21 protein-coding genes are annotated in these 21,313 nt (G+C 41.3%); 8 read left to right on the plus strand and 13 right to left on the minus strand.

What is annotated here, in order from left to right; all coding sequences use genetic code 11:
- Positions 1-112 precede the first annotated feature (112 nt).
- Positions 113-595 carry a very short patch repair endonuclease gene (locus F1E73_RS02005; protein WP_150450978.1) on the plus strand — a complete coding sequence of 161 codons (483 nt, stop codon included), beginning with the start codon at positions 113-115 and terminating at the stop codon, positions 593-595.
- A 231-nt stretch (positions 596-826) separates the two neighbouring features.
- Here the strand turns inward: F1E73_RS02005 and F1E73_RS02010 are convergent, their stop codons facing one another.
- The 8 genes from F1E73_RS02010 to trhO all read right to left on the minus strand — a co-directional run bounded on the left by F1E73_RS02010 (position 827) and on the right by trhO (position 9,160).
- Positions 827-1,342 (minus strand): GNAT family N-acetyltransferase, encoded by a 516-nt coding sequence (locus F1E73_RS02010; RefSeq protein WP_086476220.1) that lies wholly within the window; start codon positions 1,340-1,342, stop codon positions 827-829.
- 368 nt (positions 1,343-1,710) lie between these two features.
- Positions 1,711-2,364: a 3-oxoacid CoA-transferase subunit B gene (locus F1E73_RS02015; RefSeq protein WP_086476221.1), complete on the minus strand. Its 654-nt coding sequence runs from the start codon at positions 2,362-2,364 to the stop codon at positions 1,711-1,713.
- Between the two features lie 87 nt (positions 2,365-2,451).
- Positions 2,452-2,802: a four helix bundle protein gene (locus F1E73_RS02020; RefSeq protein ID WP_086476222.1), complete on the minus strand. Its 351-nt coding sequence runs from the start codon at positions 2,800-2,802 to the stop codon at positions 2,452-2,454.
- Between the two features lie 366 nt (positions 2,803-3,168).
- A complete protein-coding gene (locus tag F1E73_RS02025; RefSeq protein WP_086476223.1) occupies positions 3,169-3,870 on the minus strand; it encodes a CoA transferase subunit A in 702 nt (233 codons plus the stop codon).
- 133 nt (positions 3,871-4,003) lie between these two features.
- A complete protein-coding gene (locus tag F1E73_RS02030) occupies positions 4,004-6,346 on the minus strand; it encodes a penicillin-binding protein 1A (protein ID WP_086476224.1) in 2,343 nt (780 codons plus the stop codon).
- Between the two features lie 4 nt (positions 6,347-6,350).
- Entirely contained in the window at positions 6,351-6,836 is a 486-nt protein-coding gene (locus tag F1E73_RS02035; protein ID WP_150450979.1) for a gliding motility lipoprotein GldH, read from the minus strand.
- The gene (locus F1E73_RS02040; RefSeq protein WP_086476226.1) at positions 6,829-7,998 is read right to left on the minus strand and encodes a PSP1 domain-containing protein; all 1,170 of its coding nucleotides are present in this window, start codon (positions 7,996-7,998) and stop codon (positions 6,829-6,831) included. The genes F1E73_RS02035 and F1E73_RS02040 overlap by 8 nt, the downstream gene beginning before the upstream one ends.
- Before the next feature lie 130 nt (positions 7,999-8,128).
- Positions 8,129-9,160 carry an oxygen-dependent tRNA uridine(34) hydroxylase TrhO gene (gene trhO / locus F1E73_RS02045; protein ID WP_150450980.1) on the minus strand — a complete coding sequence of 344 codons (1,032 nt, stop codon included), beginning with the start codon at positions 9,158-9,160 and terminating at the stop codon, positions 8,129-8,131.
- A 515-nt stretch (positions 9,161-9,675) separates the two neighbouring features.
- Here trhO and recA point away from each other — a divergent pair.
- The 4 genes from recA (at position 9,676) to F1E73_RS02065 (ending at position 13,357) form a co-directional block, all read left to right on the plus strand.
- On the plus strand, positions 9,676-10,683 hold the full coding sequence (gene recA, locus F1E73_RS02050) for a recombinase RecA (protein ID WP_086476228.1): 1,008 nt from the start codon (positions 9,676-9,678) through the stop codon (positions 10,681-10,683).
- Between the two features lie 183 nt (positions 10,684-10,866).
- On the plus strand, positions 10,867-11,310 hold the full coding sequence (locus F1E73_RS02055; protein WP_086476229.1) for a hypothetical protein: 444 nt from the start codon (positions 10,867-10,869) through the stop codon (positions 11,308-11,310).
- A gap of 18 nt (positions 11,311-11,328) precedes the next feature.
- Positions 11,329-11,871, plus strand: a complete 543-nt coding sequence (locus F1E73_RS02060; RefSeq protein WP_086476230.1) for an RNA polymerase sigma factor — start codon at positions 11,329-11,331, stop codon at positions 11,869-11,871.
- Between the two features lie 37 nt (positions 11,872-11,908).
- Positions 11,909-13,357: an outer membrane beta-barrel protein gene (locus F1E73_RS02065; protein ID WP_150450981.1), complete on the plus strand. Its 1,449-nt coding sequence runs from the start codon at positions 11,909-11,911 to the stop codon at positions 13,355-13,357.
- A gap of 28 nt (positions 13,358-13,385) precedes the next feature.
- Here F1E73_RS02065 and F1E73_RS02070 read toward each other — a convergent pair whose 3' ends face one another.
- Positions 13,386-14,165 carry a lysophospholipid acyltransferase family protein gene (locus F1E73_RS02070; protein WP_086476232.1) on the minus strand — a complete coding sequence of 260 codons (780 nt, stop codon included), beginning with the start codon at positions 14,163-14,165 and terminating at the stop codon, positions 13,386-13,388.
- Positions 14,166-14,238: 73 nt separating this feature from the next.
- Between F1E73_RS02070 and trpS the strand changes: the two genes are divergently transcribed.
- The gene (gene trpS / locus F1E73_RS02075; RefSeq protein ID WP_086476233.1) at positions 14,239-15,207 is read left to right on the plus strand and encodes a tryptophan--tRNA ligase; all 969 of its coding nucleotides are present in this window, start codon (positions 14,239-14,241) and stop codon (positions 15,205-15,207) included.
- A gap of 221 nt (positions 15,208-15,428) precedes the next feature.
- Here the strand turns inward: trpS and dprA are convergent, their stop codons facing one another.
- Positions 15,429-16,532, minus strand: a complete 1,104-nt coding sequence (gene dprA / locus F1E73_RS02080; RefSeq protein ID WP_086476234.1) for a DNA-processing protein DprA — start codon at positions 16,530-16,532, stop codon at positions 15,429-15,431.
- 104 nt (positions 16,533-16,636) lie between these two features.
- On the opposite strand from dprA, the gene F1E73_RS02085 reads away from it, so the two are divergent.
- Both F1E73_RS02085 and F1E73_RS02090 read left to right on the plus strand, forming a co-directional pair.
- Positions 16,637-17,584 (plus strand): HU domain-containing protein, encoded by a 948-nt coding sequence (locus F1E73_RS02085; RefSeq protein ID WP_086476235.1) that lies wholly within the window; start codon positions 16,637-16,639, stop codon positions 17,582-17,584.
- Between the two features lie 60 nt (positions 17,585-17,644).
- The gene (locus tag F1E73_RS02090) at positions 17,645-18,157 is read left to right on the plus strand and encodes an acyl-CoA thioesterase (protein WP_086476236.1); all 513 of its coding nucleotides are present in this window, start codon (positions 17,645-17,647) and stop codon (positions 18,155-18,157) included.
- Between the two features lie 127 nt (positions 18,158-18,284).
- Here F1E73_RS02090 and F1E73_RS02095 read toward each other — a convergent pair whose 3' ends face one another.
- From F1E73_RS02095 to F1E73_RS02105, 3 genes are read right to left on the minus strand one after another with little or no spacing between them, the layout of a single operon-like run.
- Positions 18,285-19,529, minus strand: a complete 1,245-nt coding sequence (locus F1E73_RS02095; protein ID WP_150450982.1) for a murein hydrolase activator EnvC family protein — start codon at positions 19,527-19,529, stop codon at positions 18,285-18,287.
- On the minus strand, positions 19,519-20,316 hold the full coding sequence (locus tag F1E73_RS02100) for a DUF4292 domain-containing protein (RefSeq protein WP_223883337.1): 798 nt from the start codon (positions 20,314-20,316) through the stop codon (positions 19,519-19,521). Before F1E73_RS02100 ends, F1E73_RS02095 begins: the two co-directional genes overlap by 11 nt.
- Before the next feature lie 4 nt (positions 20,317-20,320).
- A complete protein-coding gene (locus F1E73_RS02105; RefSeq protein WP_086476238.1) occupies positions 20,321-21,247 on the minus strand; it encodes a tetratricopeptide repeat protein in 927 nt (308 codons plus the stop codon).
- Positions 21,248-21,313: the final 66 nt, after the last annotated feature.

Below are 21,313 nucleotides of genomic sequence, written 5' to 3' on the forward strand. Positions count from 1 at the left end.
TTGTTGCTATAATTCCGTATGCCATGGGTTGCGATTCTATTGTTGGTACGTAGAAAAATTTTAGGATACCCCTAGAGCTATTTATTCAGAATAATATTTTTTATCTTTAAATATGCCCAAAAAGTATCCACCTAATCGGATTATAGTCCCTCGCTTTAACGAGGAATCGGGGTTTTATACTACTCCTGAACGCTCCAAAATAATGGGTAAGATACGCGCTAAGGACACAAAGCCCGAGTTGGCTTTTAGAAAGGCGTTGTGGAGGGCGGGTTATAGGTACCGGATCGATTATAAAAAATTAATAGGAAGGCCGGACATTGTACTCAATAAGTATAAAACGGTGATCTTTATTGATGGTGAATATTGGCATGGATATAATTGGGGGGAGCGAAAACAAAAGATTAAGACCAATAGGGAGTTTTGGATTCCAAAAATAGAGCGTAATATCCAACGGGATGAGGAAGTGAATGGGGCTTTGAAGGAATTGGGATATAAGGTGTTTAGATTTTGGGCACAACAAATCTCCAAGGAATTTGATCATTGTTTGCAATCGGTCATCTCTCATTTGAGGAGTATGGATCCTAATTTGTCATGAAAAGGGGCAGGTATAAGGCAAGAAAACTAAAATAGGCCACTTTAATAGTGGTTGTGATGTGTGGCCTAGTTTAAGGGTGTCTATACAATAATAGCTTGCTAGACGTGCTGTTATTGGCTTGGTATCTCCTAGCAAAAGGTTGCCAAAAAATACAAGTAGCTTCTCAATTTGCAGTTATGGGGTAGTCGTTGTTTCGGATAAGGGAAGCTGATGGATATTCCTTGGATGGCGCTATAAATCGTACCGCATTAGCCAGTCCGTTTGCCGATCCTTGCCAATATAATAGGGGTGTGTTCCAAACTTTACAAATCCATACCGTCTATAGAAATCGATGGCCTTGGCATTGCGTTCCCAAACCCCCAGCCATACATATCTTTTGTTTTTGGAGCGGGCATAATCCATAACCCAGTTTAAGATGTAGTTGCCAATACGCTGCCCCTGATGTTCCTTTAGTACATAAATGCGCTCCAGTTCTATGGCATTGTCGTCCTTAATATCCGTTTGGGATGCAGCTTTGTTAATTTTAAAGTACCCTACCTTTATGGTGCCCCTATAAACAAAATAAAACGAGGTGTTGGGATCTTTCAGTTCACTTAAAATGGTCGCTTTACTAAAGGCCGATTCCAAGTAATCGTTAAAGTCGTCCGGATTATTCTGTTCTTGGAACGATTCCGTAAAGGTGCGTTTCCCTATGGCTATCAGGGTGTCTAAGTTCTTAAGGGTGCAAAGGGATAGGGTTAGCTCCATATATTATTTTATATTAAAAATAATATTTTACGGGCTGTCTTAAAAACAAAAAACGGCAAGCTGTGATGCATTGCCGTTTTATAAGTGGGGTTTGCTATCTTAAAGCATAAATAACTTTTTGATTAATCTTAGGGTTCCTTGATAGAAGTCGTTCTGATAAACCTGAATTTTTTCTTGGGTTGGGGCATGATTCATTTGGGCGTCCATGGTGGTTAAGTTTTAGAGTAATTGATTGTCGTAGGTATGTTTATATGATAGGATCAATATACTAGATCTTAGGTAGTTCCAATACTATTTGTTGTGAAACCCATGGTATTTGTTGTGAGTTAATTGTGTAAGTGGTTGAGGTGTAATGGGTAACCCCTGTTTTAGAGTTCCATTTCAGGGATGGTTCCTTCCACAATTAAGTTCCCTTGGGTGGCTTTTTTTATTTCCTCTACCGTAATTCCAGGCGCCCTTTCCAAGAGTTTAAAACCGTTGGAAACAACTTCTAGCACGGCCAAATTGGTTACTATTTTCTTAACACATCCTACCCCAGTGAGTGGTAAGCTGCAGCGTTTTAATAATTTAGATTCTCCTTGGCGGTTGGTATGCATCATGGCGACTATGATGTTTTCTGCAGAGGCAACCAAGTCCATAGCGCCCCCCATTCCCTTCACCATTTTACCTGGTATTTTCCAGTTGGCTATATCTCCGTTTTCAGCGACTTCCATAGCGCCTAGGATGGTGAGGTCTACATGTTTCCCCCGAATCATTCCAAAACTCGTCGCAGAGTCAAAAAAGGAGGCTCCCGGTAAGGTGGTGATGGTTTGTTTACCTGCATTTATTATATCGGCATCCTCCTCCCCTTCCAGTGGAAAGGGCCCCATGCCCAAAACGCCATTCTCACTTTGAAACTCTACGCTAATATCATCCCTAACAAAATTAGCCACCAGAGTGGGTATGCCAATTCCCAGGTTTACATAATATCCGTCCTTTACTTCTTTTGCTATTCGCTTTGCGATTCCGTTTTTGTCCAACATAATTAATGTAATGATTTACCAATGTATCAATTTATTAATGAAATTATATAGCAACTGGCTATCCTCATTGACTATTGAAAAAATCTACTATAAATTCCTTTTACTGGTGCTTATGATTTTATATAATATCAATCCTAATTCATCAATGTTTTTCTTCAGGTTTTTGTCGAAAGGATAAGATGGTGACCTTTCACATAAAATAAGCCAATATTTGGTTTCTTCCAATTCCTTTACGGCGATTTTCATTTTGTGTATAAAGTCAGTCCTACTTTCAGCATTTTGAGCTTCATGAACATTTGCTCCTATACTGGTTCCCGATTTTAATAATTGTCCTGCTACAACATACTTTTCTTCTTTTTTTAGACGTTCACAGAAATCAATAATCATAAGTGCACAGTTGATAGACTTTGTAACTGCAATATTTTCCTTTTTTAGCATTTTGATAAAATAATGAATAGTTACATTTCTATATTGTTTAAAATTTCCATAGTAATAATAATGTTCATTACTATATTAATATTAGTATCTATCGGTGCATTTCCACATGGTTTTAGTATTTAATTGCTACATTGACTTCCGTTGTAACATTTTCACACTAATTCAAGGCCTCATTGTTACCTTATTCCATTTTCACATTGCTACATTGACTTCCATTTCCACATTAATTTAGTTTTTCATTGCTACATTGATGTTGTTAATATACTTCTACATTGGTTTTCATGGCACATCTCCAATTTGTCACATTTCCACATTAATTTAGTTTTTCATTGCTACATTGCTAAATTGATTTCATTGTTACATTTCTTATCCTTTTTTTCTAACCGTCAACTGCTCAATGCGTTTTTCGTAATTGGTGCCTTGAAAGATCCGTTGTACAAAGATACCGGGAACATGTACTTGATTGGGATCTAGGGAACCTGCGGGAAGTAACTCTTCCACTTCTGCTACTGTAATCTTCGCAGCGCCGCACATAACGGGATTAAAATTACGGGCGGTTCCTTTAAATATGAGATTACCTGCCTCATCGCCTTTCCAAGCCTTTACAAAGGAAAAATCGGCCTTGAAAGCTTCTTCTAGCACGTACATTTTACCGTTAAATTCCCTGGTTTCCTTTCCTTCTGCCACTTCGGTCCCATAGCCTGCTGGAGTGTAAAAAGCGGGAAAGCCTGCTTGTGCCGACCTGCATTTTTCTGCCAAGGTGCCCTGTGGAGTAAGCTCTACATCCAATTCCCCACTGAGCATTTGTCGTTCAAACTCGTCGTTCTCGCCTACGTAGGACGATATCATTTTTTTAATCTGTTTTTTGTGTAATAGCAGTCCTAGCCCAAAATCGTCTACCCCGGCATTATTGGATATGCAGGTGAGGTCCTTGATGCCCATTTTTACTAATTCTGAGATCGCATTTTCGGGGATACCACACAATCCGAATCCGCCAAGCATTAGTGTCATTCCATCTTGGACACCCTTGAGTGCCTCTTCTACGTTTGCTACTGTTTTCCGTATCATTTAAGCCATATTTTATAGGTGGTTCATTTATTCGTTGCTTCCTTTCTCCTAAAATACGGGATTTTAATCAAAAAACGCCCTTAACTTTCGGTAAAAAGCTAGGGCGTCTTTATTAAATGATAGGAGGTAGATCCTAGAAATTCAGATCGTCTTCCATGTCTATATCCTGTTCTTCTTCTTCGGTGGTTTTGCTACAATCTACGTTGATAGATAATTCCTCAGGTTTTTCAAATTCGCCTTTGGAAACTCCCAATTCTTCGTTTGCGTAGTTCTTTTTCATGTACAATCCCCAAATGGGTAGTGCCATGGAGGCTCCCTGTCCGTAGGTGATGGTTCTGAAATGGGTGGCCCTATCCTCGCCACCAACCCATACTCCGGTGACCAAATTAGGCACCATTCCCATAAACCAACCATCGGTCTGATTTTGGGAAGTCCCTGTTTTACCCGCTATAGGATTGTCAAATTCGTAGGGATACCCAGTGATGATTTCATCGTACATCTTGTTCCATTTTTCAGCACCTCTGGTTCTTAACCTTGTTCCGGATCCTCCCTGGGTAACGCTAGACATAAGGTCTATCATTGCATAGGATACGTCTTTACTGAGCACATCCCTAGTCTCGGGTACATATTCGAATAAAACGGTCCCGTTCTTATCCTCTATTCTAGTAACCATTACCGGTTTTACATATACGCCTTGGTTGGCAAAGGCTCCATAGGCGCCCACCATCTCATAAACGTTGAGGTCTGCACTACCCAAGGCAATGGAGGGAACCTCTGGGATGTGGCCGGTAATCCCCAGGTTTTTAGCAATATCTATAACCGCTTTGGGGCCTACCTTGTCTATTAACTGGGCGGTGATAGTGTTAACAGAATTTGCTAGGGCATCCTTAAGGGTAAGCATTTCCCCAGAATATTGTGCATTGGAGTTTTTAGGACACCATGGGTCAGGGTTTCCGTGTTTATTGGCTTCAATACAATATTGATTGTCCGGAAGCACGTCGCAGGGCGATAATCTTAATTGGTCTATGGCGGCAGCATATACAAAGGGCTTAAAGGTAGATCCTACCTGTCTCGCTCCTTGGTATACATTATCGTACTGAAAATGCTTGTAATTGAGTCCGCCTACCCATGCCTTTACATGGCCTGTTTGTGGCTCCATGGACATCATGGCTGCCCTTAAAAAGGATTTGTAGTAGCGAATGGAGTCTAGGGGAGTCATGATGGTATCCTTCTCCATGGTCTCACTATTCCAATCAAAAACGGTCATCTCGGTCTTCTTGGTAAAAGATTCCCTGATTTCCTTTTCAGATTTGCCTTCCGCCTTCATGATTCGCCAACGGTCCGAGGTTTTCATTCCTCTTTCCATGATACGATCTATTTCTCCTGGAAATTCCTCTATAAAAGGCGCTGTTTTGTTCCTTTGTGGTGTGTTTTGATGGAAAAACTCTGCCTGTAGTCGTTTCATATGCTCCTCCACGGCCTCTTCGGCATTTTTTTGCATACGGGAATCAATGGTGGTGTAGATTCTAAGACCGTCTAAATAGATATTCCATTTGTCGCGTTCCCCTTCGATGGCTGGTTTGGGATTTTCTGCTATCCACTTACGCATAAAGCCTTGTAGGTACATCCTAAAATAGGTGGCAATCCCTTCCCTATGCGATTCCGGACTAAAATTGATGTCCATTTTTAAGGCCTGTAGGGAGTCTTTTTCCTTTTCCGTGATATAGTTGTATTTGGCCATTTGTGCCAAGACGGTATTTCTACGATCCAATACCAGTTTTTCCCTTCGCAAGGGATTATAGTAGGAAGAGTTTTTTAGCATACCCACCAAAACGGCCGATTCCTCAATCTTTAGGTTACTGGGCTCCTTACCGAAATAAATTCTTGCAGCCGACCGAATGCCATCGGCATTATAGTTAAAGTCATAAATATTGAGATACATTTTGATGATCTCTTCTTTGGTATAGCTGCGCTCTAACCTAGTTGCTAGGACCCACTCCTTTAGTTTTTGAGTAATGGTCTCGTATAAATTCTTAGAGCGTACCCCAACAAATAGTTGTCTGGCCAATTGTTGTGAAATGGTACTTGCTCCCCCTCTTTTTCCCAAAAATACAACGGCTCTTAAAGTACCCCGAGCATCGATACCGGAATGTTGGTAAAAGCGGGCATCCTCGGTAGCAATTAGGGCTTGTACCAAAGTCTTTGGTAGGTCTTCATAATTTACATCCGTCCGGTTGTCGTCCAGGTAAAATTTTCCCAGGGTTTCCCCGTCCGAGGAAATGATCTCACTGGCGAGATTGGTTTGTGGGTTTTCCAAACGCTCGTATTCTGGCATGGGGCCAAAAGCTCCCCAAGCGGTAATATAGAATATCAAAACCACGGATAGGATTCCGGTAATGAACAGGATCCAGAACCATAAGATGAATTTTGAGAAGCTTTTTCCTTTCTTTTTCGTTGTTTTTTTTGCGGTCGCCATGGGCCTACGGATTAATTTTTTCTATTTGGTATCCTACATCGGTTATACCCTCCAGTGCTTCAATGCCTTCTACTTGGCCATTTTTGCGCATGGCATGGGAAACTTTTAAGGTATATACGCCAGAGGCTGGGAAAACGATGTTTTCCTTATACCACAATTTATTTTCTCTTAAACTACCGTGGCCACTCCCTAACCATTCGCCATTGGGCCGGGCCATCTCGTATTCCAAGGTATCCCTTACTAGGTCGCCCAGCGGACTTTGCAGCTCGGCAATAAGGAATAAATTGCTATAGGGGTAGGTCTGATCGTTCCTAATGTTGATAAACACATTAAAGGGTTGTACCGTATCTAGACCGGAAAAGTTAAACTGAATTATGCTGTCCTTGTGCCACACCCCATTGTTGGTAGGGGTATAGGCAGATTTAACGGTCTGTCCGTCACAGGAAACCATTAAACTGACCAGCATTAGTAACGCTATGCCTCTAAGCATTATTGGAAGGTCTTTTTTTGTAGTTGGACTTTCTTCTTTTTTTACTCCTTTTTTTATTTCTAGATCTTTTGGGAGCGTCAAAACGCGTAAGGCTGTCCTGTCCTACTACATTTTCGAACACTTTTTCATCGCGCTCCACATTGGTTAGGGTGTATTCCTCCAAACTGGTTACACTTTCCTTTTTCTTGTTTTTCTCCTTTATTTCAGCAACCTGATTTTTGGTTAGCTCGTGCCAATTGGCCGGATCGCTTTTATAGGAGAACCACAGGGATCCTTTAAAAATATCAATTTTTTGACAAAAGGCTACCCCTTTCTCTGTGAAGAGTCTGGTATCTTGACTAGGGAAATCTTTTAGGGCATCTAAATATACATCTAGTTCGTAGTTGAGGCAGCATTTTAACTTTCCGCATTGTCCGGCTAATTTCTGCGGATTTAGGGAAAGCTGCTGGTAACGTGCGGCCGAGGTGCTAACAGATCTAAAGTCGGTTAACCAAGTAGAACAACACAATTCCCTTCCGCAAGATCCAATCCCACCTAGGCGCTGTGCTTCCTGCCTATAGCCAATCTGCCGCATTTCTATGCGGATTCTGAATGCCTTGGCCATGTCCTTGATTAACTGCCTAAAATCTACCCGATCTTCCGCAGTATAATAAAAGGTGGCTTTGGAACCATCCCCTTGAAATTCCACATCCGAAATTTTCATTTCCAGGTTTAAAAGAATGGCAATTTCTCGGGCCCTCTTCTTTATTTCCTCTTCGCGGTCTCTACATTTTTGCCATTTATCGATATCCTTCTGTGTGGCTTTCCGATACACCACAGGGAGTTGGGGATTGTTATAATCCTCTTTCTTCTTCTTCATCTGCACCCGCACCAATTCCCCCGTAAGGGAAACAATGCCTACATCGTGTCCAGAGGCAGCCTGGGTGGCCACCACATCCCCGATGGAAAGTGACAGGTTTTCGGAATTTCTGAAGAATTCTTTTCTACTATTTTTAAAGCGGACTTCCACGCAATCAAATGGTTTTTGCCCATTTGGTAGCGACATATTGGAAAGCCAATCAAATACCGTCAATTTATTACAGCCATCGGTGCCACAAGTCCCATTGTTCTTGCATCCCTTTGGCTGTCCGTCCTTACCGGTTGAACAACTGCTGCAACCCATAATTAATATGTTGGTTCGGTGAAGAAAGTAATACTGTCACCGAAAAAGGTTCATAATTTTTATCAACCGTAAAGATAGTGTTTTTTTTAAGCGATGAAAAGAAAGAGTGCCGTTAGATACATTTAGATCCCTACCGCTTATAGGTAAGTACTTCGGACCTTCCTTTTTTAAAGATCTTATTGCTTACTACCTTACCTCTCCGCAATTTTTTCTGCTCTTCATAAGGCAAGGCATGTATGTCCATACACTCCTTGGAGCAGCAATTGTTCATCTTTTCCGCACAGGATTCGCATTGGATAAATAATAAGTGACAGGCTTCGTTGGCGCAGTTAACATGGGTGTCATTGGGAGCGCCGCACTGATGGCAGTTGGCAATTACATGGTCTGTAATGCGTTCCCCGCGCCTGTGATCGAACACAAAATTCTTACCTAAGAACTTGTTTTCTAGGTTTTTCTCCTGTACCTGTCTGGTGTACTCTATAATACCTCCTTCTAATTGATATACTTGTTGAAAACCTTTGTGCTTGTAATAAGCACTGGCCTTTTCGCAACGGATACCACCGGTGCAATACATAACCAGTTTTTTGTCTTCCTTATGGGCCGCCAAATCCTGTTCAATGATGTCCAAAGAATCCCGAAACGTATCCACATCCGGGGTGATGGCATTTTTAAAATGGCCAATTTCGCTTTCGTAATGGTTGCGCATATCTACCAAAATGGTATCTGGATCTTCAATAAGCGCATTGAACTTCTCTGCATCTACATGAATACCTTTGTTGGTAACATCAAAAGTAGCATCGTTTAGTCCATCGGCTACAATTTTCTTTCTAACCTTCACTTTTAGCTTAAGGAAAGATTTGTTGTCTTGTTCAATGGCGATGTTTAAACGAACGTTTTCCAAGAACGAAATACTGTCCAAGTGTGACTTAAACTTCGTGAAGTTTGTTGCAGGAACGGACAACTGGGCATTTATTCCTTCATGGGCCACATAAATACGGCCTAAGACATCCAATTCGTTCCAATGAATAAATAAGTGATTTCTAAAAATGGCCGGATTGCCAATGTGTGCATATTTGTAGAAAGAGATTGTTAGCCGGTCTTCCCCAGCTTCCTCTATAAGAACTTCTCTTTCCTTTGCACTTAGTGTATTGTACAGTTGCATGCTATACCAATAGTTTAAGTTAAAAGATATTATTAAAAGTGCAAAATTAAGACATCTAGGGAGGGTTTAAAAGCAATTAAGCTATTTTTAAGTCGCGCAGAGCGAGCTGTGGTATAAAAAAAGGGTCTTGAACGTTCAAGACCCTTTTTAATTTAGTCAATACCAAAACCTCTTTTTCATAGACTTTTGATGTGATATTGACCTTCAACCCTTATTGTCCTACCAAAAACAATAAGCAACCTAATTTGAGTTAGTTAATAGTTAGATGTGAGTATTTGAAAAAGGTTGCGTATTTGGTAAAAAAAAAGTTGGATTTATTTTTGAAGTAGCTAGGTTACAGTTGCTTGCGTTAGGTGTTGTCTAGCCGATTAAAGATCCCGTGCCTAATACGGTTCTTGTTCATAAGTGTCCTAAGGGACCATGCAGGCTAAGAGATCACCCCGTATAAAATCCGCTTTTTAGATGGCATTATGCAAAAAGAAATGGTATTTTAGCGACCCTAATACAATACGAAGATGAGTTCTGAAAAAGAAGCAAAATTAAAAGCATTAAAACTAACCCTAGATAAATTAGATAAAACTTACGGTAAAGGAGCCGTAATGAAGATGGGGGATAGCGTAGTCCAAGATGTAGAGGTAATATCCTCTGGGTCTTTGGGATTGGATGTTGCATTGGGTGTTGGTGGATACCCACGAGGAAGGGTTATTGAAATTTACGGACCGGAATCTTCCGGTAAAACTACCCTTACCTTGCATGCCATGGCAGAAGCCCAAAAAAATGGGGGAATAGCCGCATTTATTGATGCGGAGCATGCTTTTGATAGATTTTATGCCCAAAAATTAGGGGTAGATATAGATAACTTAATTATTTCCCAGCCAGACCACGGGGAGCAGGCATTGGAAATTGCCGATAACCTTATTAGATCCGGAGCGATCGATATAGTGGTGATAGATTCCGTGGCGGCTTTAACGCCTAAGAGTGAGATTGAAGGGGAGATGGGGGATTCCAAAATGGGACTCCATGCCCGATTAATGTCACAGGCGCTTAGAAAATTAACAGGTTCTATTAGTAGAACCAATTGTACCGTAATTTTTATTAACCAGTTAAGGGAGAAGATTGGGGTGATGTTTGGTAACCCAGAAACTACTACTGGTGGAAACGCCCTTAAGTTCTACGCTTCTGTGCGATTGGATATTAGGAGGTCTACCCAGATAAAGGATACCGATGGTGGAGTGCAAGGAAACAAAACCAGGGTGAAAATTGTAAAGAATAAAGTGGCTCCTCCATTTAGGACCGCCGAGTTTGATATTATGTATGGCGAAGGAATTTCCAAGGTAGGAGAGATCATTGACTTGGGAGTGGAGTTCGAAATTATTAAGAAAAGCGGTTCTTGGTTTAGCTATGGTGATACCAGGCTTGGGCAAGGAAGAGATGCCGTTAAAAATCTGTTGTTGGACAATCCCGAATTGCTGGAAGAACTAGAAGGCAAAATTGTGGACGCCATCAAAACAGTAAATTCATAAGAATTAAAAAAATCCCGATTTATTCGGGATTTTTTTTTTACCCATACGCAACCATTGCTTTAAATCACATCTACCTAATAAAAAGGAATTGTATTGAAACTGAAGGTGTTTTTATCCTACTCCTCAGAAGGAGGCTTAAGGGATGCCAAAGGTTTCTCAAATCATTTTAAATGTAGTGTAAACATGAAAAGATTACTCTTTTTATTGGTGGTTGCCACTTTTTCTGTATTGACTTCCTGCTCTGTGGACGATGGTATTAATTATCATTTTGAAGCTTTGAAGATTAATTCCGTGGAAATGCCGGAATCCTTCGAATTGGGTGAGGTGTACAATATAAAAGTATCGTATTTTAGACCTGATAGCTGTACTTATTTTGAAGGTTTTGATGTGGTGAAAGAGGAGCTTACCACCCGTAATGTGGTCGCTGTTGGATCGGTTATTGAGAATAAGGATTCCCAATGTATCGAAAAAATGGATGAGGTAACGGCATCATTTAACTTTGAAGTGTTGTACGATCAGCCTTATTTGTTTAAATTTTGGACTGGTGACAATGAAAATGGTGAGTCGGAGTATTTAGAAATTACGGTTCCCGTAGGTTCGGACAGCTCCGATCAGGCAAAGGAATAGCATAACCCAATCTGTATTTTGAGTAATCTAGTTGAGCTCATTAATAATTGTAAAAAAGGGAATAGACAAGCACAAGAACAGCTATATCGGGATTATTCCCGAATACTGTTCGGTATTTGTCTCAAGTACTCGCGCAATAAAACGGAGGCCGAAGATAGCTTGCACGATAGTTTTATGACCATCTTTGATAAGATAGATCAGTTTAAACATCAGGGGTCTTTTGAGGGTTGGATGAAGCGGATTGCCATTAATACCGTACTGCAGAAATATAGAAAGGAGGAAAGCCTTCCATTGGTATCCGAAAATATAGAGGAAGAGGCGGTAGAAGAGTCAGGTTATGTAGATTTGGACCTAAAAACCTTATTGCGTTACGTGCAGGAACTTCCCAATAAATACCGTCTTACCTTTAACCTATATGTTTTGGACGGATATAGTCATAAAGAAATTAGCGAGATGCTTGGAACTTCCGAAGGGACTTCAAAATCCAATTTGGCGAGGGCGAGGGGAATATTAAAAGAAAAAATTGAAGCCAATAAGGCCAAGATATATATAGAGGGATAAGCCCGTAAAAGGTGTCTATGCCCCAAGTGCAGAAAATATGAGTGAAAATAAATTAGACAAATTATTCCAGGAAAAGTTGAATGACTTTCAAGAAGTGCCAGACGAAAGGATTTGGTGCTCCATTGAGGCATCCTTGGATAAAAAACAAAGGTCTCGGAAGGTGATTCCCCTTTGGTGGAAACTGGGTGGCATTGCGGCTGTTCTGGCCCTTCTATTTGTGGCTATTAATCCATTTTTCGATTCGGTTACCCTAAGCCCTATCGTTACCGATGTAGAAATTAAGGATGTGGATGAGGTAGAGGATGCTCCAAAAAACAATTTAAATGAAGCGGTGCAGGAGACGCCCGTACTTACTGATACCCAGAAAGCGAACAAGGAAGAGTCTATATTACTAGAGGTGACCGGGAAAGGGATAAAAGGCCAACAGTCCGCAACTAATATAGGAGTAGCTACAAGGAGCACCAATATTGAGGACCCAAGTGTGTTTCCCGCAGACGGGGAGACTAAAGAAATGGGGGTGGCAGACAACCAGAACCTAGTAGAAGGAAATGCTAATAAGGAAGGCAACCGAGAATTGATGGATACCGGAAATCAGGTTCCGCTAGGGGAGGAGACTAATGGATTGGCAGAGCAAAGCCAATTGGCAAAGGCAATTGATACTTCCCAAGCCGAGGTGGATCTGAAGAAGAAATCCCTTCTGGATGAAATTGAAAAACAGGCCGAAGAAAATGCTGTTGCTGGAGTTAAGGGGAGTAAGTGGTCTGCTGGGCCAAGTGTGGCTCCTGTTTATTTTAATGGTATCGGTGGAGGATCGCCTATAAATTCTATGTTGGCCTCCAATTCCAAGACTGGTAGCGTTACCATTAGTTATGGGGTGAATGTTGCCTATGAAGTGTCTAAAAAAATTAGCATACGCTCAGGGGTTCATAAGGTAGATTTTGGATACAACACCAATAATGTTGCCTTTACTTCCTCTTTTAATGCTCCTTCGCATGCCCAATTAGAAAATATTAATTATACCAATACTGCTCAGTCCATTGTTATTAGGGATACCCGAAACCACTTAGGAATTCAGCAAGGGGGAGTGCCAGTTGCGTTGGATGTTAGCGGGAAAAGTCCCAGCCGTATGGGAACCATGGGGCAGCAGATTGGCTATGTAGAGGTTCCCTTGGAGGTTAATTACACCTTAGTAGATAGTAGGTTTGGCGTGAACCTAATTGGTGGGGTCAGTTCCCTTTTTCTAACGGATAATGAGGTGGTGTTACAATCTAGCGGAAAGACCACGGTCTTGGGAGAGGCCAATAATATCAATTCGGTAAACTTTAGTACCAATATTGGTTTGGGGCTTAATTATGAATTTAATAGTAAGTTAAAGCTGAACGTAGAGCCGGTATTCAAGTATCAATTAAATACGTTTGAGGATACGGCAGGGAGTTTTAACCCTTATTCTTTAGGGGTGTATAGCGGTTTTAGCTTTAAGTTTTAAGAAAGAATGCGCTGTCTGGGTTTAGGCGTTATAGTTTTACGGAAATGCTACTTGGGGTTATCGGGTGGGAGCAGTTAGCCTTTAACTCGTTAAGGATAACCTTTCTTACCTCTTCCTTTAATTCATTTTTGTCTTCGGAGCCCAGGTGTTCCGTATCAAAAAAACGGTGTACTCTTGTGCGCAGTTTCCCGGGACCCCCGCTAAAAAAGGTGAATGAAAACCGTTTTTTATTATCGCAAAATGTGATTGGAACAACGGGGATGTTATGCGCAATAGCCATCTTAAAGGCGCCATCCTTAAAATTGTCTAGGAGGATTGATTCGTCTGGCACCCCACCTTCCGGAAAAATACAAATGCTGAGGCCTTGGTCTAACCTTCTTTGTGCCCTTCTATAAACAGCCGTCCTGCTTCTGGTACATTCCCTGTCTACCATTATGCAAACCCGCTTGTAGAAAAATCCAAATAGAGGGATTTTCACCAGTTCTTTCTTTCCAATAAATACAAAGGGGTTTTTGCTCACCTTTAGCATCAACATAATATCTAACATACTGGTATGGTTGGCCACCAGCATATAGCTCTCTCCTTTTATCAACTGCTGTTCCCTTTTTATTTTAGGATAACATCCCATGCCATATAAAATACAATTTGCCCAAATGTTTCGGGCCAGCCAAAAGAACTGGGCATAGGTTTTTTCGGACATGGTAAAAATAACTAGAAAAGGTAGCATTACTAAAATGGGTAGGGCTACCAACAAATAAAACCAGATGCGATATAGGGTCTGACCTATTTTTCTTAGGATTGATATCATAAAATCAAAAATAATAATTATAAGTTCCTTTTTAGGATTTCTTTTACCTTTGTAGTCTTTTGAAAATAATACGATGGCACGAATTTTAACAGGAATACAAAGTACGGGAACCCCGCACTTGGGCAACATATTGGGAGCCATTCTCCCAGCTATAGAAATGGCGAACGACCCGAAGAACGAATCTTTTCTTTTTATCGCTGATATGCATTCTCTTACCCAGATAAAAAATGGGGAGGAGTTAAGGAATAATACCTATGCGGTGGCCGCTACTTGGCTTGCCTTTGGACTGGATATAAACAAGACTGTTTTTTATCGCCAAAGTGATATTCCGCAAACGGCGGAACTGGCGTGGTATCTAAGTTGTTTTTTCCCGTATCAAAGACTTACCCTTGCGCATTCTTTTAAGGATAAGGCAGATCGTTTGGATGATGTAAATGCAGGTTTGTTTTTCTACCCCATGCTAATGGCGGCAGATATCTTGCTCTACGACGCAGAGATTGTGCCTGTAGGCAAGGACCAGATGCAGCATTTGGAGATGGCCCGCGATGTGGCATCTAGGTTTCATGCTCAGTTAGGAGACACTTTTGTATTGCCACAGGGAAAGGTGCAGGAAGAAACCATGTATATCCCAGGAACCGATGGAGCCAAAATGAGCAAGAGCAAGGGGAACCTAATCAGTCTTTTTCAAACGGACAAGCAATTGAGGAAGCAGATTATGGGGATCCAAACCGATAGTACGCCTATGGAAGATCCAAAAGATCCGGATACGGATAATGTATTTGCGCTTTATAAAATAGTAGCTTCGGAAAGTCAGGTAGCAGAAATGCGCGAGAATTACCTAAAGGGAAATTACGGGTATGGCCATGCCAAGCAAGCCTTGTACGAGGTGGTGTTGGAGCGCTTTGGAGAGGCTCGTGAGAAATTCAATTACTATATGGCAAACTTAGATGAGTTGGATGCCGCCTTGGCGTTGGGTGCTAAAAAAGCTCAGCTAATAGCCGATGAGGTCTTATTGCGTGTAAGAGATAAAGTAGGGTACTAAACCTAATAAAAGACCGCTTGGTCTTTAAGTATACCCACTGCTCCTCATTGGTGTGGTGGGTTTTTCTTTTTTTTGACGGAATTCATCGTTAAAAGCTTACATAATTTACATTTTAGGGGTGAAAGAAGGGATTTTAGACCGTTTGGTCGGATTGTAAGGAGGTAACCGGGTGGCCTAAACAGGAATATGTATTGGTAAGTGCCTTAGATTTTGGTTAAAACTTAAATCGCTTCAAAAACTTTTCCTGGTAGCGGTCTTATTACCCCTTTCATTTCCATATTTAAAAGGGTAGAGGAGGCTTTAAAGATGGGGAGCTTGCAATCTAAAGCGATGTTATCCAGCATTTTTTTTCCGCCTAATTGTAAGTAGTTGTAAATATCCTTTTCCGTTTCATCCAATTCCACAAATAGTTGCTTCTGTATTGCTTGTGGTTGTTTTTCCTCTAATTCCCAGCCCAACATATAGATGAGATCTGCCGCCGAGGTAATCATTTGTGCCTTTTGTTGTTTTATAAGGTTGTTGCAGCCAATGCTAAATCGGTCTTGCACCCGTCCGGGAACCGCAAATACATCGCGATTATAGCTGTTGGCAATATCCGCGGTTACCAAACTGCCCCCTTTTTCTGCCGACTCAATAACCACGGTTGCTTCGCTGGTGCCAGCGATAATGCGATTTCGTCTTAGGAAATTTTCCCTCTCTGGTTGTGAAGTGCTCCAGAATTCCGTTAAAAAGCCTCCATTCCTTTCTACATCTCCTACAAAACACTCGTGGACCTTTGGGTAAATCTGATTTAAACCATGGGCTAAGCAGCCTATAGTTTGTAGGCCGTGTTTTATGGCTGCCCGCTGTGCACAGATATCTACCCCATAAGCAAAACCACTTACGATAATAGGGTCTAAGGGAGCAATCTCTGCTATGAGCTCCTCGCAGAAGGCCGCACCGTAACTGGTAATGTTTCTAGTGCCTACTATACTAATGATTCTTTTTTTATTTAAATTGATGTTGCCCCTGCCAAAAAGCAAGATAGGACCATCTATACAATGTTTTAAAGCAGCTGGGTAGAGGGGGTGTGTAAAGGGATATAGCTGCAGGTTGTTTTCTTGGATAAAAATATACTCTTCCTCTGCGGCTTCTAAATGTTCGGTGTCAAAAAGTCCCTTTAAGGTGTGTTTACCAATGCCATCAATGTTAAGAAGTGATGAGGTGCCACTAGAAAAAACAGCTTCGGCACCCCCGCAATGCCCAATTAATTTTTTGGCTGAGATGTCGCCTATATGGGGGGCGTTCTGTAATCTTAAAAGTGCAATTATTTCATCTTTAGACATTTGTATCCCATGCTTAGTTGTTTACAAAATACATAAAATTTTATGTTAATAAAAAGATGGCTCAGGTGTTTTGAACTTGCGTAATATTTGCAATCTTTGTCTTTATGGGAACGGAATTTTATATAGCGGAATTACTTTATAGATATAATTGTGTTATGGTGCCAGAATTTGGCGCGTTTTTAACCCAGATGGAGTCTGCGGTAATTAACGAACACAACAATACATTTGTACCACCAAGGAAGAGTATCTCTTTCAACGGACAGCTTAGGTCCAACGATGGTCTATTGGTTTCGTATATGGCAGAGGCCGAAAGGACATCTTATGAGGAGATGCAGCAAAAAATTGCCTTGGTTTCCCAAGAGTGGACACAGCGTTTGGAAGCAGGTGAAGAACTGAGGTTTCCCAATTTGGGCGTTTTATGGCGCAACAACGAGGGGAAGACTCAATTTCAACCTTCTAACGAAGTTAATTACCTTACCTCTTCCTTTGGACTGTCTTCCTTTGTAGCTGCCCCAATCCAACGGGAAGTTATGAAAGAGGAAGTAGTAGCCTTAGAGGAAAAAATTCCATTTACCATTACTCCCGAAGCCCGTAAGTCTAGAAGTAATAGGCCTTACTTTAAATATGCCGCTGTGGTTTTATTGGCAGTGGCCACTGGTTTTACCGGGTATAGGTTGTATAATGAGAATGTAATTACCCAACAATTGGTAAGGCAAGAAGCCCAACAACAGGTTTCCAAAAATATTCAGGAAGCAACCTTCTTTAATACCGCGCCTTTAGAATTGCCGGTAATTTCCCTATCTATTAGTACTCCTAAAAAGAAGGAGTCTCATCAGATTATTGCTGGTGCCTTCCGAGTTAAGGGAAATGCGGAGAAAAAGGTAACCCAATTAAAAGGGAAGGGGTATAACGCTTCCTATATAGGGGAAAACGAGTATGGTCTGCACATGGTTGCCTACGGGACTTATGATGACGCTGAGGTTGCACTAAAGGAACTGAGAAAAATAAAAACTTCCGAATCTTCCGAGGCTTGGATGCGCTCTGTAAAATAATTGCGCTTCTATTTTTCACCTTATTAATAGCAGTGTATCTTTGGGCAAAAATTGATATTTATGCAGCCCAAAACACCGAGTGAATCGCGTACTTTAATGACCGATATGGTTTTACCTAGTGAAACCAATCCACTGAACAACCTTTTTGGAGGAGAGCTATTGGCCCGTATGGACCGGGCTGCCAGTATTGCTGCCAGGAGGCACAGTAGAAGGATTACGGTAACCGCCTCTGTGAACCACGTAGCCTTTAACCAAGCGGTGCCGGTAGGTAGCGTGGTAACCGTAGAAGCTGCCGTTTCCAGGGCGTTTAATACGTCCATGGAGATTTTTATAGACGTTTGGATGGAAGATCGTTTTAGCGGGGAGAGATCCAAGGTGAACGAGGCCATATACACTTTTGTAGCAGTAGATGATAGTGGTAGGCCTGTTAAGGTACCAGAACTATCCCCAGAAACTCCTTTAGAAAAGGAACGATTTGCAGCCGCATTGCGCAGAAAACAATTGAGTTTGGTACTAGCAGGAAAAATGAAGCCCAAAGAGGCTACGGAACTGCGCGCCCTCTTTATGGATTAATATTCCCTGGAGGAGGCTATTTTATCCTCTATAAGTATGTTTGTCACGGGCTACCAATTGGTGGCTCCATGACGACCCGTTAATCTGTTTACTCAGTAATTATCCCGCTTTCGGGAAGTGCTTTAAATCACAATTGATAAATCCAGTCTTCAGGATTTAGTTTGGTAGCATCTCGGTACAAATAGAACTTTAATTGGGTGCTGCCATTGGACTTGCTGGTGTAGATTTCCCCCAAACTGTCCTTTATTTTAACCTTGTCTCCCTTTTTTACATTCACGGTAGACAGATTGTAATAGGTGCTTATATAGTTACCGTGTTTAATCTGAACCCCCTTGTTACCCCCGGGAACAGATAGTATGGCAATTACCTCTCCTTCAAAGATAGATCGGGCCTGGGCACCTTCGTCCGTAGCAATAATTACACCATTGCTCTGGTGTTTTATACCGGGGTATACAGGATCCTTGTAGATCCCAAAGCCCTGTCTTTTAATTCCCGTTTCCACAGGCCAGATTAACTTCCCTTTATTGGCAGCAAAATTATTGGCTACTATAGTGGCTTCTGGGGTCATTACAAATTTACTGCTGCCGGCAGTTTTGGTATTCGTAGATTTTCCGGCTTCTTTATTGGCGGCGGCAATGGCATTTCGTATTAGACGCTCTATTTGTTCATCAATTCGTTTTGCCTCCTGTTGTTTCTTTTTAATTTGGGCCGCATACTTACTTTCGTTCCGCCTTATATTTTTTAATAGTTCTTTTTGAGATTGCATTTCCTTAAACAGCTGATTTTTCACCAGGGTGTTCTCTGCAACCAATCTGTCTTTTTCTTTGCGCTGTGTGGAAAGTTCCTTGTTAAGTTGGGTTAGCTCGTCGGTTTTTTTCTGAATCTCTTCCCCTTGTTCTTTACGGTATTGGGTGTACTGTTTCATATACTGAAACCGCTTAAACGCCTGGAAGAAGTCGTCCGCAGACAACAGAAACATAAGTCTACTCTGTTGGGATTTGTTTTGATAGGACTTTAGAATCATGTTGGCGTACTCCTCCTTTAATAGTTCAAGGTCTTTCCGTAGTTTCCCTATATTTCTAATGTTGGTGTTTATCTGCCTGTTTAACAGGTTGGCTTGTTGGTTGGTTACGCGGATTAGTTGCTGCCTTACATTGATCTTGTGATCCATGGCTTCTAGCTGCTCCAATACATTGCCCCGCTCTTTCTTCTCGGCAAAAAGCAAGCGGTTAATTTCCTTAATCTCCTTTTCCAACTGTTTCCGCTTAGTCTCAAGGGCTTTTTGCTCATTAGATTGTGCAACAAGACCTGTACCTCCAAGAAGGCATGCAAACAGTAGGAGATATGTAAACAAAGACCTTCTAATTCCCATATTCCTTTAAGGCAATTTCTTTAAAACCATTGGGAATACTATAGGGGAAGTTTAAGGCCCTATTGAATTCCATGTTTCTAAATTCTAGGCGGATGTTATTGGAATTATCTCCGTCCAGCGCTAAGATCTCTATCTTGTTAGGAAGGATCCAGTGGCTTACTTTTTGGTAATTTTTATATTGAATTTCCAACAGCCGTTTATTCCAGGGTTGCGAGAGCTGCTGCGTGGCCATCCGATAATTTTGAGGTTCTATCTGGAAAAGTGTTTTAAAGAGGTCCTCAGATTTCTTAGGTTTTAGCTGGTAATTGTTATTCGCGATATCTACCGTGTATTTCTGATCCCTTAAATCAAATAAGGCCTCCCCTAGAAGTAAGCTTTGTACTTTGTTAAAATCTAGATCCGTTCCCAAAAGCTGACTTAAATAGGAAAAGTCGCCATCAAAATATTCGTTGTCCAATTTATTGTAAAAGGATACCCTATTAGGGGTAATATATGCCTTTACGATCCCCAAGGGGGCGCTAATCCATATGGCCTTGTCCTTTTCCATTCGTAAGGAGACATTGACGCTGTTGGAGGTAGCTCCGTCTTGGTATTCTATTTTCATTCTTCCGCTCAGTGTCTTGAAGCTCAGGTTATTGTAGTAGTGGTTTCTAATAACCGATTTTGCACTGACATTCTCATCTACCGTCCCGTCTGTTACTACGCTGGTAGATTTACAGGAGGCGAGTAGTGAAAGCATTACTAGCACTACGGCCCACTGTTGAAGATGTATTTTTATATTTCCCATTGTGTTAAGACCCGGATTTTAATTTGCTAAGATACATATTTGCCTTGGAAGAATTTCCTAAAGCGGTGTGTGCACTTGCCAATTCTTGGTATATCTTTTTGGATAGGCCCTCATCGTCTAATATAAAATCTAAACCCGATTCCAAAATTGAAATGGCTTCTTTATGGCTTCCGTTTTTATGTAATGCTACGCCATAGGTGTAATAAAAGTAAGGTTGTACGGGGAAATGCTCCATTGCTTCTAAGCTTTGTGCCTGTAATTCCGTATAATTTTCCTTGCTCAAAAGATCTTGGAGCAATCGGAAATACCTATCCATTGGATTTTCCTCCTTTGTTGGTACTATCACTTCCTCTACATCCTCCTGTTCTGTTGTATGAAGGGAATCTTCAATTTTTTGTGTGAATTCTGTAGAAAAAGAGCTTTTTTCCATCTCCTTTAACACTTCCATAGCGGCCTCATAGCGTTGCTGCTGGTAGTAGATTAACACGGCATTTTTCTTTAAGTCCATATTGCTGATGGGGAGCTGTTGCTTTATATCTACGAGATGGAGACCTTGACTGGCAAGAATGCCGAGGGTGGTATGAAGCACCCAATAATCTTGAGGCCTCTTTCTTAAGGTTGCTAGGGCATGTTCCTGAGCTTTTACATAGTTTTTGGAGGCTAAGTAGGCTTTTGCCAACTCATAGTCTACAATCGCATAATCTAGCCCCATAGCCTTACATTCTAGCAGGAGGTTAATGGCTCGGTCATAGTTTTCTATGCCCTTTTGTTTTAAAGCTTCAAAAAACTTCTCTTGGAATTCGTCTGTATACGCTTCCATGGTAAGCTCGGCACTTTCTTCCTCCTCAAAAAGTTCGTTTTGCGCATGGGAGGTTATAGGGGTTAATAAAAACCCTATCATTAGGAGAAAGAAGGTACCTATCTTGTTCATTTCACCAACTTTAGTTTACAAGTTTATTGGCTTTCCAAAGGCCTCCGTATCAAAAGTACGATGTTC

It is taken from the genome of Arenibacter lacus, assembly GCF_008711145.1.
GTDB lineage: Bacteria > Bacteroidota > Bacteroidia > Flavobacteriales > Flavobacteriaceae > Arenibacter > Arenibacter amylolyticus.

Coding starts and splice junctions, on each gene's coding strand:
- F1E73_RS02070 (WP_086476232.1), bottom strand. CDS start 14,165: ATGATATCAATCCTAAGAAAAATAGGTCAGACCCTATATCGCATCTGG.
- trpS (WP_086476233.1), top strand. CDS start 14,239: ATGGCACGAATTTTAACAGGAATACAAAGTACGGGAACCCCGCACTTG.
- F1E73_RS02035 (WP_150450979.1), bottom strand. CDS start 6,836: ATGCTTAGAGGCATAGCGTTACTAATGCTGGTCAGTTTAATGGTTTCC.
- F1E73_RS02090 (WP_086476236.1), top strand. CDS start 17,645: ATGCAGCCCAAAACACCGAGTGAATCGCGTACTTTAATGACCGATATG.
- F1E73_RS02100 (WP_223883337.1), bottom strand. CDS start 20,316: ATGGGAAATATAAAAATACATCTTCAACAGTGGGCCGTAGTGCTAGTA.
- F1E73_RS02055 (WP_086476229.1), top strand. CDS start 10,867: ATGAAAAGATTACTCTTTTTATTGGTGGTTGCCACTTTTTCTGTATTG.
- F1E73_RS02010 (WP_086476220.1), bottom strand. CDS start 1,342: ATGGAGCTAACCCTATCCCTTTGCACCCTTAAGAACTTAGACACCCTG.
- trhO (WP_150450980.1), bottom strand. CDS start 9,160: ATGCAACTGTACAATACACTAAGTGCAAAGGAAAGAGAAGTTCTTATA.
- recA (WP_086476228.1), top strand. CDS start 9,676: ATGAGTTCTGAAAAAGAAGCAAAATTAAAAGCATTAAAACTAACCCTA.
- dprA (WP_086476234.1), bottom strand. CDS start 16,532: ATGTCTAAAGATGAAATAATTGCACTTTTAAGATTACAGAACGCCCCC.
- F1E73_RS02025 (WP_086476223.1), bottom strand. CDS start 3,870: ATGATACGGAAAACAGTAGCAAACGTAGAAGAGGCACTCAAGGGTGTC.
- F1E73_RS02015 (WP_086476221.1), bottom strand. CDS start 2,364: ATGTTGGACAAAAACGGAATCGCAAAGCGAATAGCAAAAGAAGTAAAG.
- F1E73_RS02030 (WP_086476224.1), bottom strand. CDS start 6,346: ATGGCGACCGCAAAAAAAACAACGAAAAAGAAAGGAAAAAGCTTCTCA.
- F1E73_RS02105 (WP_086476238.1), bottom strand. CDS start 21,247: ATGAACAAGATAGGTACCTTCTTTCTCCTAATGATAGGGTTTTTATTA.
- F1E73_RS02005 (WP_150450978.1), top strand. CDS start 113: ATGCCCAAAAAGTATCCACCTAATCGGATTATAGTCCCTCGCTTTAAC.
- F1E73_RS02020 (WP_086476222.1), bottom strand. CDS start 2,802: ATGCTAAAAAAGGAAAATATTGCAGTTACAAAGTCTATCAACTGTGCA.
- F1E73_RS02095 (WP_150450982.1), bottom strand. CDS start 19,529: ATGGGAATTAGAAGGTCTTTGTTTACATATCTCCTACTGTTTGCATGC.
- F1E73_RS02040 (WP_086476226.1), bottom strand. CDS start 7,998: ATGGGTTGCAGCAGTTGTTCAACCGGTAAGGACGGACAGCCAAAGGGA.
- F1E73_RS02065 (WP_150450981.1), top strand. CDS start 11,909: ATGAGTGAAAATAAATTAGACAAATTATTCCAGGAAAAGTTGAATGAC.
- F1E73_RS02085 (WP_086476235.1), top strand. CDS start 16,637: ATGGGAACGGAATTTTATATAGCGGAATTACTTTATAGATATAATTGT.